General features: G+C 70.3%; 12 protein-coding genes. 4 read left to right on the forward strand and 8 right to left on the reverse strand.

The genetic code is table 11. The features are described 5' to 3' along the window. Positions 1–187 precede the first annotated feature (187 nt). The 3 genes from H4281_RS11345 to H4281_RS11355 all read right to left on the reverse strand — a co-directional run bounded on the left by H4281_RS11345 (position 188) and on the right by H4281_RS11355 (position 4792). Complete coding sequence (locus H4281_RS11345) at positions 188–3004, reverse strand: vitamin B12-dependent ribonucleotide reductase (protein ID WP_182890813.1); 2817 nt, start codon at positions 3002–3004, stop codon at positions 188–190. 38 nt (positions 3005–3042) lie between these two features. Beyond that, entirely contained in the window at positions 3043–3534 is a 492-nt protein-coding gene (gene nrdR, locus H4281_RS11350; RefSeq protein ID WP_037809784.1) for a transcriptional regulator NrdR, read from the reverse strand. Positions 3535–3841: 307 nt separating this feature from the next. After that, the gene (locus H4281_RS11355) at positions 3842–4792 is read right to left on the reverse strand and encodes a LysM peptidoglycan-binding domain-containing protein (RefSeq protein WP_312872091.1); all 951 of its coding nucleotides are present in this window, start codon (positions 4790–4792) and stop codon (positions 3842–3844) included. Positions 4793–5405: 613 nt separating this feature from the next. On the opposite strand from H4281_RS11355, the gene lexA reads away from it, so the two are divergent. After that, the gene (gene lexA / locus H4281_RS11360; protein WP_067593639.1) at positions 5406–6065 is read left to right on the forward strand and encodes a transcriptional repressor LexA; all 660 of its coding nucleotides are present in this window, start codon (positions 5406–5408) and stop codon (positions 6063–6065) included. A gap of 564 nt (positions 6066–6629) precedes the next feature. Here the strand turns inward: lexA and H4281_RS11365 are convergent. From H4281_RS11365 to H4281_RS11375, 3 genes are read right to left on the reverse strand one after another with little or no spacing between them, the layout of a single operon-like run. Continuing rightward, positions 6630–7631 carry a YjiK family protein gene (locus H4281_RS11365; RefSeq protein WP_182890815.1) on the reverse strand — a complete coding sequence of 334 codons (1002 nt, stop codon included), beginning with the start codon at positions 7629–7631 and terminating at the stop codon, positions 6630–6632. A gap of 53 nt (positions 7632–7684) precedes the next feature. Continuing rightward, positions 7685–9130 carry a GTPase HflX gene (hflX, locus tag H4281_RS11370; RefSeq protein ID WP_182890816.1) on the reverse strand — a complete coding sequence of 482 codons (1446 nt, stop codon included), beginning with the start codon at positions 9128–9130 and terminating at the stop codon, positions 7685–7687. 43 nt (positions 9131–9173) lie between these two features. After that, positions 9174–9680 (reverse strand): ArsR/SmtB family transcription factor, encoded by a 507-nt coding sequence (locus H4281_RS11375; protein ID WP_182890817.1) that lies wholly within the window; start codon positions 9678–9680, stop codon positions 9174–9176. 58 nt (positions 9681–9738) lie between these two features. On the opposite strand from H4281_RS11375, the gene H4281_RS11380 reads away from it, so the two are divergent. Further along, on the forward strand, positions 9739–10992 hold the full coding sequence (locus tag H4281_RS11380; protein ID WP_182890818.1) for an MFS transporter: 1254 nt from the start codon (positions 9739–9741) through the stop codon (positions 10990–10992). A gap of 9 nt (positions 10993–11001) precedes the next feature. Next, the gene (valS, locus tag H4281_RS11385) at positions 11002–13503 is read left to right on the forward strand and encodes a valine--tRNA ligase (protein WP_182890819.1); all 2502 of its coding nucleotides are present in this window, start codon (positions 11002–11004) and stop codon (positions 13501–13503) included. On the opposite strand, the gene dapF is transcribed toward valS, so the two are convergent. Continuing rightward, complete coding sequence (dapF, locus tag H4281_RS11390) at positions 13504–14331, reverse strand: diaminopimelate epimerase (RefSeq protein ID WP_182890820.1); 828 nt, start codon at positions 14329–14331, stop codon at positions 13504–13506. Between the two features lie 9 nt (positions 14332–14340). Beyond that, complete coding sequence (gene miaA / locus H4281_RS11395; RefSeq protein ID WP_182890821.1) at positions 14341–15261, reverse strand: tRNA (adenosine(37)-N6)-dimethylallyltransferase MiaA; 921 nt, start codon at positions 15259–15261, stop codon at positions 14341–14343. A 225-nt stretch (positions 15262–15486) separates the two neighbouring features. On the opposite strand from miaA, the gene H4281_RS11400 reads away from it, so the two are divergent. After that, positions 15487–16800, forward strand: a complete 1314-nt coding sequence (locus tag H4281_RS11400) for a DUF349 domain-containing protein (RefSeq protein WP_182890822.1) — start codon at positions 15487–15489, stop codon at positions 16798–16800. The last annotated feature ends 56 nt before the right edge of the window (positions 16801–16856 follow it).

Below are 16856 nucleotides of genomic sequence, written 5' to 3' on the forward strand. Positions count from 1 at the left end.
TTCGAGCGCACACCCAGCGGACAAAACAATCCTTGCCCTGGACGGCATCCGCCACCACGGCGGCGTCGCTCGCGGGAACGTCCGACGCACCCGGACTCGCGGCCGACCGACGTCCCGCGGGTGCCGAGGCACGTCTTCAGCGAAGGAGGGGGCGCGGAATCACCGCGCCCCCTCCTTCAACGACCGATCAGCTGCAGCCGGACGTCGCCCCGCAGCCCTCGCAGGCGTAGCACGAACCGGCGGGCCGCATCTTCGTGCCGCAGGTCATGCAGAGCGGTGCGTCCGCGGCCTTGCCAAGATGCAGTTCCATCAGCTCGGCCGTGCTGTGCGCATCACGACCCGAAGCGTCCGTTGTGGACTCTTCAGCACGGGCAGGCGACGCATCGACACTGCTGCGCAGCGCGTCGATGTCGAGGCTCTGGCCGCCGTAGTTCGCCTCGACCTCGGCCGAGCGTTCGTCCGCGGTGAAAATGCCCAGCTGCGCACGCTTTTCGTACGGCAGGTAGTCGAGTGCCAAGCGACGGAACAGGTAGTCCATGACGCTCGTGGCGATCCGGATGTCCGGGTCGTCGGTCATGCCTGCCGGTTCGAAGCGCAGGTTCGAGAACTTCGAAACGTAGAACTCGAGCGGAATGCCGTGCTGCAGGCCGACCGAGATGGACATCGAGAAGGCGTCCATCACGCCGGACAGCGTGGAACCCTGTTTGCCGAGCTTCACGAAGATTTCGCCGAGGCCGTCGTCCGGGTACGAGCCCGCGTGCAGGTAGCCCTCGGCGCCGCCGACGGTGAACGACACCGTCTGGCTCGGGCGCTTCTTCGGCAGGCGGCGGCGCACCGGACGGTATTCGACGACCTTCTCCGGCTCGGTCTCCGCCGCGGCTTCCTTCTTCTTGCCGGTGGACAGCGGCTGGCCGACCTTGCAGTTGTCGCGGTAGATCGCGAGCGCCTTGAGGCCGAGTTTCCAGCCCTGGAAGTAAATCTCCTCGACGTCCTCGACGGTCGCCGACTCCGGCATGTTGACCGTCTTCGAGATCGCGCCCGAGATGAACGGCTGGACCGCGGCCATCATCCGCACGTGGCCCATCGGCGCGATGGACCGGTCGCCGACCGCGCAGTCGAACACCTCGTAGTGCTCAGGACGCAGGCCCGGCGCGTCGACCACGTGGCCGTGCTGCGCGACGTACTCGACGATCGCCTCGACCTGCTCGGCCTGGTAGCCCAGCACCTGCAGCGCGCGCGGCACGGTCTGGTTCACGATCTGCATCGACCCGCCGCCGACGAGCTTCTTGAACTTCACCAGCGAGAAGTCCGGCTCGATGCCCGTGGTGTCGCAGTCCATCATGAAGCCGATGGTTCCGGTGGGCGCGAGCACCGAGGCCTGCGCGTTGCGCCAGCCGTTGCGGGTGCCCAGCTCGATGCCCTTCTGCCACTCCTCCGACGCGAGCGCACGGACCGCCGCGTCGTTGCTGTGGTAGGTGCGGACGAGTTCGTTCGCCGCGGCGTGCTTGCGCATGACGCGCTGGTGCGCTTCGGCGTTGCGCGCGTAGCCCTCGTACGGCCCGACGACGCCGGCCAGTTCGGCCGAACGACGGTAGGACACGCCGGTCATCAGGGACGTGATCGCGGCGGCGAGCGCGCGGCCGCCCTCGGAGTCGTACGCGTGGCCCAGCGCCATCAGCAGCGCGCCGAGGTTGGCGTAGCCGATGCCGAGCTGGCGGAACTTGCGCGTGGTGTCGGCGATCGGCTCGGTCGGGAAGTCGGCGAAGCAGATCGAGATGTCCATCGCGGTGATGACGAACTCGACGGCCTTCGCGAACAGCGGCGCGTCGAACGTGCCCTCCTCGGACACGAACTTCAGCAGGTTGAGCGACGCGAGGTTGCAGCTCGAGTTGTCGAGGTGCATGTACTCGCTGCACGGGTTCGACGCGGTGATCCGGCCCGATTCCGGGCAGGTGTGCCAGTCGTTGATCGTGCTGTCGTACTGCACGCCCGGGTCGGCGCATTCCCACGCCGCCTGTGCCATGCTGCGGAACAGCTTCTTCGCGTCGGTGCGGTCGATGACCTCGCCGGTGAGCCGGGCGCGCAGGCCGAAGTCGGTGCCGTTCTCGACGGCGTGCATGAACTCGTCGGACACGCGGACCGAGTTGTTCGCGTTCTGGTACTGCACCGAGGAAATGTCGGAGCCGGAGAGGTCCATGTCGAACCCGGCGTCGCGGAGGACCTTGATCTTTTCCTCTTCGCGCGCCTTGGTCTGGATGAACTCTTCGATGTCCGGGTGGTCGACGTCGAGCACGACCATCTTCGCCGCGCGCCGGGTGGCGCCGCCGGACTTGATGGTGCCCGCGGAGGCGTCGGCGCCGCGCATGAACGAAACCGGGCCGGACGCGGTGCCGCCGGAGGTGAGCAGTTCTTTCGAGGAGCGGATGCGCGACAGGTTGAGGCCCGCGCCGGAACCGCCCTTGAAGATCAGGCCTTCCTCGCGGTACCAGTTGAGGATCGACTCCATCGTGTCGTCGACAGCGAGGATGAAGCAGGCGGACACCTGCTGCTTCGAGGACGTGCCGACGTTGAACCACACCGGGGAGTTGAAGCTGAAGACCTGGTGCAGCAGCATCCAGGTGAGCTCGTGCTCGAAGATCTCGAGGTCGGACGGACCGGCGAAGTAGTCGTGCTCGGCGGCGGCCTTGACGTAGGTGCGCACCACGCGGTCGATGAGCTGCTTGAGGCTGCTCTCGCGCTGCGGGCTGCCGACCGCGCCGCGGAAGTACTTGCTGGTGACGATGTTGGTCGCGTTGACCGACCAGAACTCGGGGAATTCGACCCCGCGCTGCTCGAAGTTGACGCTGCCGTCGCGCCAGTTCGTCATCACGACGTCGCGGGTCTCCCACGCGACCTCGTCGTAGGGGTGGGTCCCCTCGGTGGTGAAGACCCGCCGGACGGTGAGGCCCTTGTTCGGCTTCTTGTTCTGTCCGGCCGCAGCGCCGGTTCCCACGGTTTCGGTCATGCGGTCCTGTCCCTCGCTCCCCGCGACCCGGTGACGGCTCAGTCGTCGCCGGCGCGCTCGCCTTCCTGGTCCTCCGCAGTTCCCGCCATGGCTTTCCGCAGGTCGGAGATCTCCTTCTCGAAGTCCTCGACCGAGGAGAAGGAGCGGTAGACGCTGGCGAACCGGAGATACGCGACGCCGTCCAGTTCCCGCAGCGGGCCGAGGATGGCGAGGCCGACCTCGTGGCTGGGGATCTCGGCCAGCCCGGCGGACCGGATCGACTCCTCCACGCGCTGCGCGAGCTTCTGCAGCGCGTCGTCGTCGACCGGACGGCCCTGGCAGGCCCGCCGCACTCCGTTGACCACCTTGTCCCGGCTGAACTGCTCGGTGGCGCCGGACCGTTTGACCACGGCCAGCACCATCGTCTCCGACGTGGTGAAACGCCGTCCGCACTCGGCGCACGAACGCCGCCGCCGGATCGCCTGTCCCTCGTCCACCTCTCGGGAGTCGACGACCCGAGAGTCCGCATGCCGGCAGAACGGGCACCTCATCCGCCGATCACCTTCCCCTCCGCGCCGGTCGATTCCTGTCCCAACCGGCCCCTGCCGCCACGCTACGGCCTGGACCGCGGTCACCGCGCGCGACCCCGCGCCTGGTGATCGACTTGTGGACATCCGGTGGGCAACTGCCGGCCGGCTGTGGACAACTGCCGCCAGTCTACCCCTACCTGTGGACCAACTACAGCGGTGTAACTACTAGATATAGGGGTAGACCATAGATCGCCGCCGGGGCGGGCGCAAGAAACCCGAGAGGGTGAAAGAGCGGTTGCGCAAGATGCGACCGGGTGGTTTCCGAAAGTCATGACCCAGTCGTGTCCGATCGCCCGCCGGATTCCCCGCTCGAACCGGCGCCGGACCAGGCGACCGGCACGGTGAGCGGCATGCCGGGCATCAGTGCGGTGTCGTCGAGGTTGTTGAGCTCCTTGATCCGCTCGACGACCGCGCTCTGGTCGGCGTTCGGCGCGAACCGGGCGGCGAGCGCCCCGAGCGAATCGCCGGGCTGCACGGAAACGGACGCCGTCCGCGACGGCACCGGGCCGCTGGACACTCCGGCGCCGAACACGCCGAGCCCGGTGACGATGAGGCAGGCCGCGAAGGCGATCGCGAACAGCCACGGCCACCGCACCGACGGCCGGGCCGCGGTCTTGCAGGCCACGCCGCCGCGCCGTCCCGCGACGACCCGCTCCCGCGACGGCGGCCGCAACGGCTCGCCACGCCGCTCGCGCGCGGTGCGCCCGGGGTTCGCCGGGACAACAGCCGGGAGGTGCCGGACCGCAGTGCGGCCGCGCGCTTCGCGGGGCTTGCGGGCGGGGGCTTCTTCGGTTGCGACGGCGGAGGGGGCCGACGTCTGGAATCCGGCTCGCTCGACGGACCGGACCGCGCCGGCGGACCTCGGCTCGGCAACCTCGGTCGCCGCCGCCCGCGCGCCTCGCTCCGCCGAGGGCGAGAAACGGGCAGATTCCCGCACCGGCCGCGCACCGTTTCGGCCGAACGCCTCGCCCGGTGCCGGCCACCCGGCATCAGGCAGCTCGCCACCAGCGAGTCCGGCCTCGGCCGCCGCCTGCCAGGCGCGCCGCCGGCCGGGCTCACCGCGCGAACCCTCGCCGGGCCGATCCGCGCCAGGGCCGCGCCGGGCGCCGGCCCGGCCGCGAAGCTCGACCACCTCGGCGGAACCGGACGCCGAGCCCGGATCAGCGCCGGATTCGGCTTCGGAGCCCTCCGGAACACCATCCTTTCGGGTGGCGTCCACGCGCCCCGCGCGCCGCCGCGAACGGCGTGCCGGACCGCCGGGCCCGGGTTCCCTCCGGACCGGGACCGGCCCGTCCGAAGCGGCGCCGCCCTCGGCAGGGCGGACGGCAGGGACGGGCCGAAGCGGGCGGACCAGCCCGCGATCTGCCAGGATCGACATTCCGGAACCTCCTCGTGACCTGCGGATCCGTCCGGTCCGGGCCGTACACCTGCGCCGCAGCGGTCCAGATCGAACAGGCGTTCTATCGAACGTCCGTGCGAAGGTCTACCACCCCGCACCGACAAAATCGAGAGGACACGGCGTGTCGATCGAACAGATGTTTGAAATCGTCGCTCGCGGTGACTAACGTCGGTGACCAGGACATCTGCCGGACCGGCTCCGGCGGGTGCCGCCGGACGGGCGTTCGCGGAAAACGCGGATCCCGGACCGGCGCACGCGGACACGCGCGGGACGCCGACACGGCGACCGCGGGACGGCTGGAGGCGACGCAGCGTTGGAGAAGGACACGGTGAAGGGCACCGCGGCGAAAGGGGCCAAGACGGCCTCGCGGGGCAAGGCGTCCGCACAATCCGCGCGCGAATCCGGCCACGAGAGCACGGGGAAGGTGAGCGCCATGCCGGAGGTGTACGACGTGGACGAGACGCTGACCGTCCGCCAGCAGCAGGTGCTCGACGTCATCCGCACGTGGGTGAGCCGCTTCGGCTACCCGCCGAGCGTGCGCGAGATCGGCGAGGCGGTGGGGCTCACGTCCACGTCGTCGGTGTCGCACCAGCTGCGCGCGCTGCAGCGCAAGGGCTATCTGCGCCGCGACGCCAACCGGCCGCGCGCGGTGGGCGTGCTCGCGTCCACCGACGACAACCCGATGGGCATCGAGATGGACCAGCAGCCGTCCGTGCCGAAGGCGGCGTACGTGCCGCTGGTCGGCCGGATCGCGGCAGGCGGTCCGGTACTCGCCGAACAGGCTGTCGAGGACGTCTTCCCGCTGCCGCGCGAAATCGTCGGCGAGGGCGAACTGTTCCTGCTGAGCGTCACCGGCGATTCGATGGTCGACGCCGCCATCACCGACGGCGACTGGGTCGTCGTCCGGCAGCAGCCCGCCGCGGAGAACGGGGACATCGTCGCCGCGATGATCGACGGCGAGGCCACGGTGAAGACGTTCAAGCGCAAGGACGGGCACGTGTGGCTGATGCCGCACAACGACGCGTACGAGCCCATTCCCGGCGACGACGCGTCGATCCTGGGCAAGGTCGTGGCGGTGCTGCGGCGGCTCTGAACCGTGGCGCGCTCCCCTCCCCTGGGCCGGGGCGAGGGGAGTGCGCGCCGGGGTTCGGTTTCGCCGACGGTTGCGAGGCTGCGTCAGGCCGGAAGCAGCGGCGCGGCGGGAACGGCGGCAGGCGCGGCGCGGCTCGTACGAGCGGTGGCACGGCAGGGGCGGTGCCACGGCGGGAACAGTGCGTCAGGAATGGTGCCGCTGTGGGAGCGGAATCGCGCGGCAAGAACAGCGGCGCACAAAGGCGGCGCGGCAAGAGCGGTGCCACGGCAAGAGCGGCGTCGCGGCAGGAATAGCGGCGCGGCAAGAATAGCGGCGCGCGCGAGCGGCGCGGCAGGAACGCTGCCACGGCAGGAGCGGCAACGCGCGAGCGGCGCGGCAAGAACGACGCCACAACAGGAGTAGTGCGGCAGGAACGCTGCCGAAGCAGAAGCTGCCGCGCGCGAGAGCGGCACCGAGCGCGGGCGGCGCGTCTGGAACGGCGCCGCGGCAAGAACGGCGTACGAGGAACCGCGCTGTGGCGGGAACGGCACCTCGGCTGTAGCGGCGCGAAAGTGCGGCAGCGAGTCAGGAACGGCGGCGTTTCCTGGCGAGCAAGAACCACGCACCGAGAACAACCACCGCGGCAACGGCGGCAGCGGGAACGAGCGGGAAACCGCCTGACTCCTGCTCCGCTGGCTGAGGAGTAGCGGCACCACCTGGCTTTGGTGCAGGTGCTTGCGGAGTGACCAGAGAGGTCGCGTTCTTGATCGCCCGCACCGGTTCGCCGACGCCTTCGCTCGCGGACAACAACGTGCCGTCCGGCTCGAAAGCAATCGCTTCGCCCTGCTTTTCATTCGGCAACGGGATCCGGACAGGTTCGCGTTGCAGAGCCGCCGCGACATCGCCGTCTGGGGCCGCGTATAAATACGCGTCCGTGTAGGTCCGCAGCGCGATGACTTTCCCGTCCGCGCTGGTCGCGCCTCCGGTGATCAGTGCCGAACCGAACGAGCCCACCGGGCCGCCCGGTGTGTCGGTGCTGTGGACGCGCAGAGTGCCGACCTGCTTCAGCTTCGTCGGGCCGGGAGCTGCCAGCGGGCCCGAGGGCTGGTAGACCTTGGAAGTGCCCAGCAGGTCTTTGGTCACCAGGAACGGCGTGCCGGACTGGTCAAGAACCAGGGCTTCGGTGTCGTGCGGACCGTCCGGGTAGGTCAGGCGATGCACGACGGCCGCGCCGCCGGCTGGTTTCAGTTCCAGCAGGGCGACCGTTTCCCGCTTGGCGCGGTTGTCGCCGGTGTCGGAAAGCCACAGGGTGCCGTCTTTGCCGCGGGCCAGATCTTCCACGTCATACGGGTCCGTGGAATCCGTCAGGACGTCCGTCACCTGGCATTTCCGATCCAGGACGAAGACCTGCACCTTGGTGCCGCCGTCGTTGATCGCGTACCAATGCTCGCCGTCGGAGGCCAGGCCGGACAGCTCGTTGAGGCGCTTGTCCTTGACCTGGCAAAGAGGCTCAGGGGCCGGAGCCGCCGCTGCCGGGACAGCTCCCGCGAGCATCAGGACAGCCGTCAGTGCCAGGACGACCCGCACCAGTTCACCTCCGTAGTGCACGGCCCGCTCGGGCCGTGCACTACGGAAGACGTTCAGAGCGCCGAGGCGTTGGTCTCGAACGCCCGCAGAGCCGCGGCGAGGTCCGGCCGGACCCGCACCTGCAAGCGCGTGCCGTCGGCGACGTGCTCTTCTTCCAGCACCTCGCCCTCCGCGTGCGCCCGGGACACGAGCTCGCCCCGCGAATACGGGACCAGCACGTCGATCACCGTTTCCGCGCGCGGCAGCCGTTCGGCCAGCACCTCGGCCAGGTCGGCCACGCCCGAGCCGGTGCGCGCGGAGATCTGCACCGAACCGGGCAGCGCGTGGCGCAGCCGGGCCAGGGTGACGTCGTCGGCCGCGTCGGCCTTGTTGATCACCAGCAGCTCCGGCGGGAGCGGCTCCTTGCGGCTGCGGGTGATCTCGGCGAGCACCTCGCGCACCGCGTTGACCTGGTCCTCCGGAGCCGCGTCCGAACCGTCCACGACGTGCACGAGCAGATCGGCGTCGGCCGCCTCTTCCAGCGTCGAGCGGAACGCGTCCACCAGCTGGTGCGGCAGGTGCCGCACGAACCCGACGGTGTCGGTGAGCGTGAACGTGCGCCCGTCGGCCGTCTGCGCCCGGCGCGTGGTCGGGTCGAGGGTGGCGAACAGCGCGTCCTCCACCAGCACCCCGGCCCCGGTCAAGGCGTTGAGCAGGCTCGACTTGCCGGCGTTGGTGTAGCCGACGATCGCCACGCTCGGCACCTCGTTGGCCACGCGCTTGCCGCGTTTGGTTTCGCGGATGGTGTCCATCGCGGCGATCTCCCGGCGCAGCTTCGCCACGCGCTTGCTGATCCGCCGCCGGTCCGTCTCCAGCTTCGTTTCACCAGGCCCGCGCAGGCCCACGCCGCCGTTCGCACCGCCCGCGCGGCCGCCGGCCTGCCGGGACAGCGCCGAGCCCCACCCGCGCAGCCGCGGGACGAGGTACTGCAGCTGGGCCAGCTCTACCTGCGCCTTGCCCTCCTTGGAACGGGCGTGCTGGGCGAAGATGTCGAGGATCAGGGCGGTCCGGTCGATCACCTTGACCTTGACCTTCTCCTCCAGCTGGCGCAGCTGGCCTGGCGAGAGCTCGCCGTCGCAGATCACCGTGTCGGCGCCGGTGGCCACGACCACGTCGCGGAGCTCGCGGACCTTGCCGGACCCGACATACGTCGCCGGATCGGGCTTCTGCCGCCGCTGGACGAGGCCTTCGAGCACCTCCGAGCCCGCCGTCTCGGCCAGTCGCGCCAGTTCGGCCAGCGACGCCTCGGACTGCTGGGCGGTGCCTTCAGTCCACACGCCGACCAGCACGACGCGCTCCAGCCGAAGCTGCCGGTACTCGACCTCGGTGATGTCCTCGAGCTCGGTGGAGAGGCCCGCGACCCGGCGCAGCGACGCGCGGTCCTCGAGCTCCATCTCCCCGACCGAGGGGTCGTAGGGGTCGTTGTCGTCGTAAAAGTCTTCGTGTGTCTGTTCTGTCATCGTGCCTCCATGGTCCCACGTTTCCGCGCGGGAGCCGAGTGGATTACCTGCTGGGATAGATCGAGACGTACACGGCGGTGCGTTCCGAGGCCGGATCGCGCGGCCTGGCCTTGAATTCTTCGAGCAGTCCGTAGAGCCGCTCCTTGAACTCCGCGACGTCCTCGGCGCCCACCTGGACCACGAGCCGGGTCGTCTCCGTCTCCGCCAGGTCGGCCTCGGCCATTTCGGCCAGGTACGCCTCGAGCATGGCCTCGTTGACCGCGATCGCGTCGGCGTCCGCGTTGTCCAGCTGCCAGGAAAGCCCGGTGGACAGGTACGGGATCTCCTTCGCCCCGCGCGCGCCCCGGCGCGGTTCCTGCGGAACGAGAAAACCGGTGTCCACCAGCCGCCGCACGTGGTGCAGCGTCGTCGCCGGGTCGCGGCCGAGCCGGGCTGCCAGCTCCTTGTTCGTCATCGCCTCGAAAGAGGTCAACCGGATGATGCGCAGCCGTATTCCGGACGCGAGCGCGGCCGCCTCGGCTTCGGTGGAGGGTCGTCGTTTCCGCGGCACGCGAGCAGCCTAGACAAAGTGATTGACACTTTCCAATCACTCGGCAACACTCGATCGGGTGCGTCGCGACTCACTCTTCTTCCACGCCGATTTCCGCAGGCTGTGGGCCGGGGACACGGCGAGCCAGCTGGGGATGTTCGTCGGGGTCACGGCCATTCCGCTGCTCGCCGCCGTCACGCTGGCCGCCACCCCGTTCGAGATGGGCCTGCTGACCATGGCCGAGACGCTCGGCTTCCTGGTCCTCGGCCTGCCCGCGGGCGTGTGGGTGGACCGGATGCGCAAACGGCCGCTCATGCTCGCCGCCGACCTGGTCCGCGGAGTGCTGCTGCTCAGCGTCCCGTTCGCCTGGTGGGCGGGCGTGCTCACCATGGCCCAGGTCCTGGTGGTCGTGCTGTTCGTCGGTTTCGCGACGGTCTTCTTCGACGTCTCCTACCAGGCGTATCTGCCCGCGCTGGTCGGCCGCGAGAAGCTGCTGGAGGGCAACGCGAAGCTGCAGGGCGTGCAGTCGTCGGCGCAGATCGCCGGGCCGAGCCTCGCCGGCGTGCTCGTGCAGTTCATCGGCGCGGCCAGCACGGTCCTGGTCACCGGGCTCGGCTACCTCACGTCCGCGCTGTGCCTGTGGCGCATCCGCACCGTCGAAACCCTCCCCGAACGCGCCGGGCACGACCGGCTGGTGCCGCAGATGCTCGAAGGCCTGCGGTTCGTCGCCGCCGACCGGCCGCTGCGCGCGATCGTCGCCTGCACCGCCACGTCGAACTTCTTCGGCGGAGTGGTCCAGGCCGTCCAGGTGCTGTTCCTCACCCGCACGGCCGGGCTGAAACCGGCCGAGATCGGCGGCCTGCTCGCGGTGAGCGGCATCGGCGGCATCGCGGCCGCGCTGTGCGCCGGTCCGATCATCCGGAAGATCGGGCAGGCCCGGTCGATCTGGCTGGTCCCGGTGCTGTTCTGGCCGGGCGAGATCCTGGTCCTGTTCGCCGCGCCGGACTGGCGGATCGTGCCGGCCGGGTTCGGGATGGCCGCGTTCGGGTTCGGCGTGATCCTCTACAACATCGCGCAGGTCTCCTACCGCCAGGCGATCACCCCGGACCGGCTGCTGGGCCGGATGAACGCGAGCGTCCGGTTCGTCGTCTGGGGAGCGCTGCCGCTGGGCGGGCTGCTGGGCGGCGGGCTCGGCGAGTGGCTAGGGCTCGCCGGCGCGCTGTGGATCGGGACCGCCGGGCCGATCGCGGGCGCGCTGTGGGTGATCTGCTCGCCGCTGCGGCGCATGCGGGATCTGCCGACGGGCGGGGAAATCGCTGTATCCGCCCCGTAAGGTGCGGGCATGGACGAGAAGATCCCGCACAAAGTCGGCGTCGACGGCCTGACCGCCAAATGGGTACCGGTGTGGGAACGCGAAGGCGTATACCGGTTCGACCGGACCCGCCAGGACGTCTACTCGATCGACACGCCGCCGCTGACCGCGAGCGGTTCGCTGCACATCGGGCACGTCTTCTCCTACACGCACACCGACGTTCTCGCGCGCTACCAACGGATGCGCGGGCGTTCGGTCTTCTACCCGGTCGGCTGGGACGACAACGGACTGCCCACCGAACGCCGGGTGCAGAACCATTTCGGCGTGCGCTGCGAGCCGTCGCTGCCCTACGACCCGTCTTTCACCCCGCCGGACAAGCCCGGCAAGAACGCGATTCCGGTGTCCCGGCGCAATTTCGTGGAACTGTGCCGTCAGCTGACCGAAACCGACGAGCAGGTCTTCGAGGAGGTCTGGCGGAGCATCGGGCTTTCGGTCGACTGGACGCTGGCGTACCAGACGATCGACCCGGCGACCACGGAGATCTCGCAGCGCGCGTTCCTGCGCAACCTCGCGCGCGGCGAGGCGTACCAATCCGAAGCCCCGACGCTGTGGGACGTCACCTTCCGCACCGCTGTCGCCCAGGCCGAACTGGAAGACCGCGAACGACCAGGCGCGTATCACGACCTCGTGTTCACCGCCGAAGACGGCGCGGAAGTGCTGATCTCCACGACCCGGCCCGAATTGCTGCCCGCGTGCGTCGCGCTCGTCGCGCATCCGGATGACGAGCGCTACCAAGGCATTTTCGGCAAGACCGTGCGCACGCCGGTGTTCGGCGTCGAGGTGCCGGTGCACGCCCACCATCTCGCGGATCCGGAGAAGGGCACCGGCATCGCGATGGTGTGCACCTTCGGCGACACGACCGACGTCACCTGGTGGCGCGCGTTGCAGCTCGAGACGCGGCCGGTGCTGGGGCGCGACGGCCGGTTCCGCGCCGAACCGCCGCAGGGCGTCCCGGCGGACACCTACGAGCCTCTCGCGGGCAAGACTGTCCACACTGGACGTCAGATCCTCGTGGAGCTCCTGCGGGAGGCGGGCGCGCTGCGCGGCGAGCCGAGGCCGATCACGCATCCGGTGAAGTTCTACGAAAAGGGCGACAAGCCACTGGAAATCGTCACCAGCCGCCAGTGGTACCTGCGCAACGGCGGCCGCGACGACGCCCTGCGCGCGAAACTGCTGGAGCGCGGCGAGGAGCTGAACTGGGTCCCGCCGCACATGCGGGTCCGCTACCGCAGCTGGGTCGAGGGCCTGACCAGCGACTGGCTGGTGAGCCGCCAGCGGTTCTTCGGCGTGCCGATCCCGGTCTGGTATCCGCTGGACGCCCATGGCGAGCCGGACCACGACGCGGTGCTGACGCCCGGGGACGCCAGCCTGCCGGTGGACCCGAGCACCGACGTGCCGCCGGGCTACGCCGAGGAGCAGCGCGGCGTGCCGGGCGGGTTCGTCGCCGAGGCGGACGTGATGGACACCTGGGCGACGTCCTCGCTGACGCCGCAGATCGCCGGTCGCTGGAGCATCGACGACGACCTGTTCCGCCGTGTGTTCCCGTACTCGCTGCGGCCGCAGGCGCACGAGATCATCCGCACCTGGCTGTTCTCCACCGCGGTCCGCGCCGAACTGGAGGAAGGCGTGCTGCCGTGGCGGGACGCGGTGATCTCCGGCTGGGTGCTCGACCCCGACCGCAAGAAGATGTCGAAGTCGGTCGGCAACGTCGTCACGCCGGCTGATCTGCTGGAGCGGCACGGTTCCGACGCGGTGCGCTACTGGGCGGCGAGCGCGCGCCCGGGCGTGGACACGGCGGTCGACGAAGGCCAGATGAAGGTCGGGCGACGGCTGGCGACGAAGCTGTTGAACGTGAGCCGGTTCGTGCTCGGCCTCGGGATCCCCAAGCCGGAATCGGTCGCCACGCAGCCGCTGGACCGGTCTGTGCTCGCCGCGCTGGCGAAGGTGATCGAGGAAGCGACAGCCGCGTTCGAGGCTCTCGACCAGGCGCGCGCGATGCAGGTGACCGAGACGTTCTTCTGGACGTTCTGCGACGACTACGTGGAGCTGGTGAAGGGCCGCGCGTACGGCGATCTCGGCGCGGAGGCAGCCGAATCGGCGCAGGTGGCACTGCGGACGGTGCTGTCGGCGTTGGTGCGGATGTTCGCGCCGGTGCTGCCGTTCGCCACCGAAGAGATCTGGTCGTGGTGGCAGGAAGGTTCGGTGCACCAGGCGTCCTGGCCGACCGCGCCCGACGTCGACGGTGACGTCGCATTGCTGCCGCTGGCCGGTTCCGTGATCGCCGCGGTGCGCCGGGCCAAGTCCGACGCGAAGGTGTCGATGCGGACCTCTGTAGAGACGCTGTCGGTCACCGCTCCGGCGGACTTGCTCGAAGGTTTCGCCGGAATCGCCGAGGACGTGCGCGTCGCCGGAGTGGTGAACACCGTGGCCACCCAGGAGGGCGAACTCTCGGTGGCGGTGACGATCAGCTGATCAAGCGCCCGCGGCGAGCCACCAGGCTTCGTCCAGCTCGCCGCGGGCCACGATCTCGGCCGGTCCGGACAGCGTCGATTCGCCGCGCCCGATCGTGACCGACACCTGCCCGCCCGGAATGTCCACTGTGGACTCGCCGGTGTCCTTGCCCGCGAGGTGCAGCGAAGCGGCCACCGCGGCGACCGTGCCGGTGCCGCAGGCGCGCGTCTCCCCCACGCCGCGCTCGTGGACGCGCATCCGCAGCGCGCCCTCGCCGAGCACGTTCACGAACTCCAGGTTGACCCCGGCGGGGAAGAAATCGTGGTCGAAATCGGGCTGGTCGCGCAGGTCGAGCCCGGCGATGTCGGTGTCGGTGACCGACACCAGGTGCGGGTTGCCGACGTTCACCGCGACCCCGGAGAACGGCTGCCCGGCCACCACGGTGACCGACGTGCCGGTGATCGCCGCCGGACCCATCTGCACGGTGACCGAACGGTCCGGGTGCACGACGACCGGCCGGTCGCCCGCGCGGGTGCCGATGACGAACTCGCCCTCCTCGGCCAGCCCGGCGTCGACCAGGTAGCGCGCGAAAACGCGGGTGCCGTTGCCGCACATTTCGGCGATCGAGCCGTCGGCGTTGCGGTAGTCCATGAACCACTCGCCCGCGGATTCTTGGCCGATCGCCTTCGCCCGGACGACGCGCAGCACGCCGTCCGCGCCGATGCCCCGCTGCCGGTCGCACAGCGCCGCCACGCGCTCCGCCGTGAGGTCCAGGCGGCCGGCCGCGTCAGGCAGCAGCACAAAGTCGTTCTGCGTGCCGTGGCCCTTGAGGAATTCGATGCCGCCCATGCGTCCAGGCTACTGGTCGAGCACGGCGAGGACCCGCGCGGCCAGGTCCGCCGATCCGCCGTCGAACCACTGGATCCGCTTGTCCCGGCGGAACCACGAACGCTGCCGCCGCACGAACCGCCGAGTGGCCTGCGCGGTCGCCGCGGCAGCCGCCGCGAAGTCGCCTTCGCCGTCCAGTTCGGCCAGCACCTGCTGGTAGCCGAGCGCTCGCGAAGCGGTCTTCCCGTCCCGCAAACCGCGGCCGAGCAGCTCGCGCACCTCGTCCACGAGACCGGCCTCGAACATCCGCTCCACCCGCAGGTCGACGCGCTCGTCCAGTTCGGCGATCTCGCGGTCGACCCCGATCAGCACGGCGTCCCAGCGCGCCGGACCCGGTTTCGGCAGGTTCGCGGAGAACGGCTCGCCGGTGATCTCGATGACCTCCAGCGCACGCACGATGCGGCGGGTGTTCGTGGGCAGGATCGCCGCCGCCGCGACCGGGTCGCGCTCCCCCAGGCGGGTGTAGAGCGCGGCGGTGCCGAGTTCGGCGGCCTCTTCGTCGAGCCGCGCGCGCACCGCGGGGTCGGTGCCGGGGAAATGGAGGTCGTCCAGCACCGCCTGCACGTACAGCCCGGAACCGCCGGTCAGCACCGGAACCCGGCCCTCGGCAAGAATCCGCTCGATCGTGCCGCGGGCATCACGCTGATAGGCGGCGACCGACGCGGTCTCGGTCACGTCGAGTACGTCCAGCAGGTGGTGCGGGACCCCTCGGCGTTCCTCCTCGGTCGCTTTGGCGGTGCCGATGTCCATGCCCCGGTAGAGCTGGAGCGCGTCGGCGTTCACCACCTCGCCGTCCAGCGCCAGCGCGAGCTCGACGGCCAGTGCCGTCTTCCCGGTGGCGGTAGGGCCGACGACGGCCACCGGACGGGGCCGTTGAGCTGGGCTGATCACGCTGAGAAACGCTACCCGGCCGGGTCGGGACGCGGGCACGGAGCGTCAAGGAGAAGTAGGATCAACGCTTTCAGGCGGCTCATCCAGTACCACGGCGCGCGCTGAGCTGCTTGAATGCCGCTGGGGCCCCATGCCCCCGGCAGAGCACGACAACAGCGTAACCCGGCCCCGCTCACGCGGCGGGGCGCCCGCAGCCGCGGGCGTACAGGCGATAAGGAGCCTGCGATGGCCCAGGAGAACACGTCCCCCGGCACCCCGGCACCGCACCCGGTGCCGCACGCGCAGGGCGCCGGCCATGCCGCGCCTCCGGTGCCGCCCGCCGAACCCGCCCCCGCCACCTGGGGCCGGGTCGACGCGGAAGGCACCGTTTACGTCTTCACCGCCGACGGCGAACGCGAGGTCGGGGTCTGGCAGGCCGGCACGCCCGAGGAAGGCCTGCTGCACTACGCACGCCGCTTCGACGACGTGCGCACTGAGGTCGAACTGCTCGAAACGCGGCTGAACTCCGGAGCGGGCGACCCGAAGCACGCCCTCTCGAGCGCCACCCAGATTCGCGACGGGCTCGGCGAGGCGGCCGTGGTCGGCGATCTGAAAGCGCTCGCCGCGCGGCTCGAGTTCGTGATCGGGCTGGCGGAGAAGGCGCTGGTCAACGTCAAGCACGAGCGGGAGGAAGCCCGGGCCGCGGCCGTGGCGCGCAAGCAGGCGCTGGCCGACGAGGCGGAGAAGATCGCCGCCGAGTCCACCCAGTGGAAGGCAGCGGGCGACCGGCTGCGCGCGATCCTCGACGAGTGGAAGACGGTCAAGGGCGTCGACCGCAAAACCGACGACGAGCTGTGGAAGCGCTTCTCGAAGGCGCGCGAGGCGTTCAACCGCCGCCGCGGCTCGCACTTCGCCGAACTGGACAAGCAGCGGGCGAGCGCGAAGCAGCGCAAGGAAGAGCTGATCGCCGAGGCCGAAGCGCTGTCCGACTCGGATGACTGGGGCGCCACCGCGGGCCGGTACAAGGACCTGATGGCCGAGTGGAAGGCTGCCGGGCGCGCGCCGAAGGACAGTGACGAGGCCCTGTGGCAGCGGTTCCGCGCGGCGCAGGACGCGTTCTTCGCCCGCCGCTCGGCGGTGTTCTCCGAGCGCGACGCGGAGTTCGCCGGCAACGCCCAGCGCAAGGAAGAACTGCTGGTCGAGGCCGAGAAGATCGACGTGGCGGCCAACCTCGACGCGGCCAAGTCGGCGCTGCGCCGGATCCAGGAGCAGTGGGACGAGATCGGCAAGGTCCCGCGCGAGCGCATCCGCGAACTGGACGGACGGCTCAAGGCGGTGCAGGACGCGGTGAAGTCGGCCGAGGACAGCCGCTGGCGCCGCACCGACCCGGAGGCGCAGGCGCGTGCCGCGCAGTTCCGGGAGCGCGTCGAGCAGTTCGAATCGCAGGCCGCGAAGGCCCGCGCCGCCGGGGACGAGCGGCGGGCCAAGAAGGCGGACGAGCAGGCCGCGCAGTGGCGGGAATGGATGGAGGCCGCGGAAGCCGCGGTCGCCGACCGCTGAGCTCGCTCAAGCGAAAGGGCCGGTACCGCTCGGTACCGGCCCTTTTTCAAGTCCCC

The sequence above is a fragment of the Amycolatopsis dendrobii genome, assembly GCF_014145675.1.
In the GTDB taxonomy this organism is placed as follows: Bacteria; Actinomycetota; Actinomycetes; order Mycobacteriales; family Pseudonocardiaceae; genus Amycolatopsis; species Amycolatopsis dendrobii.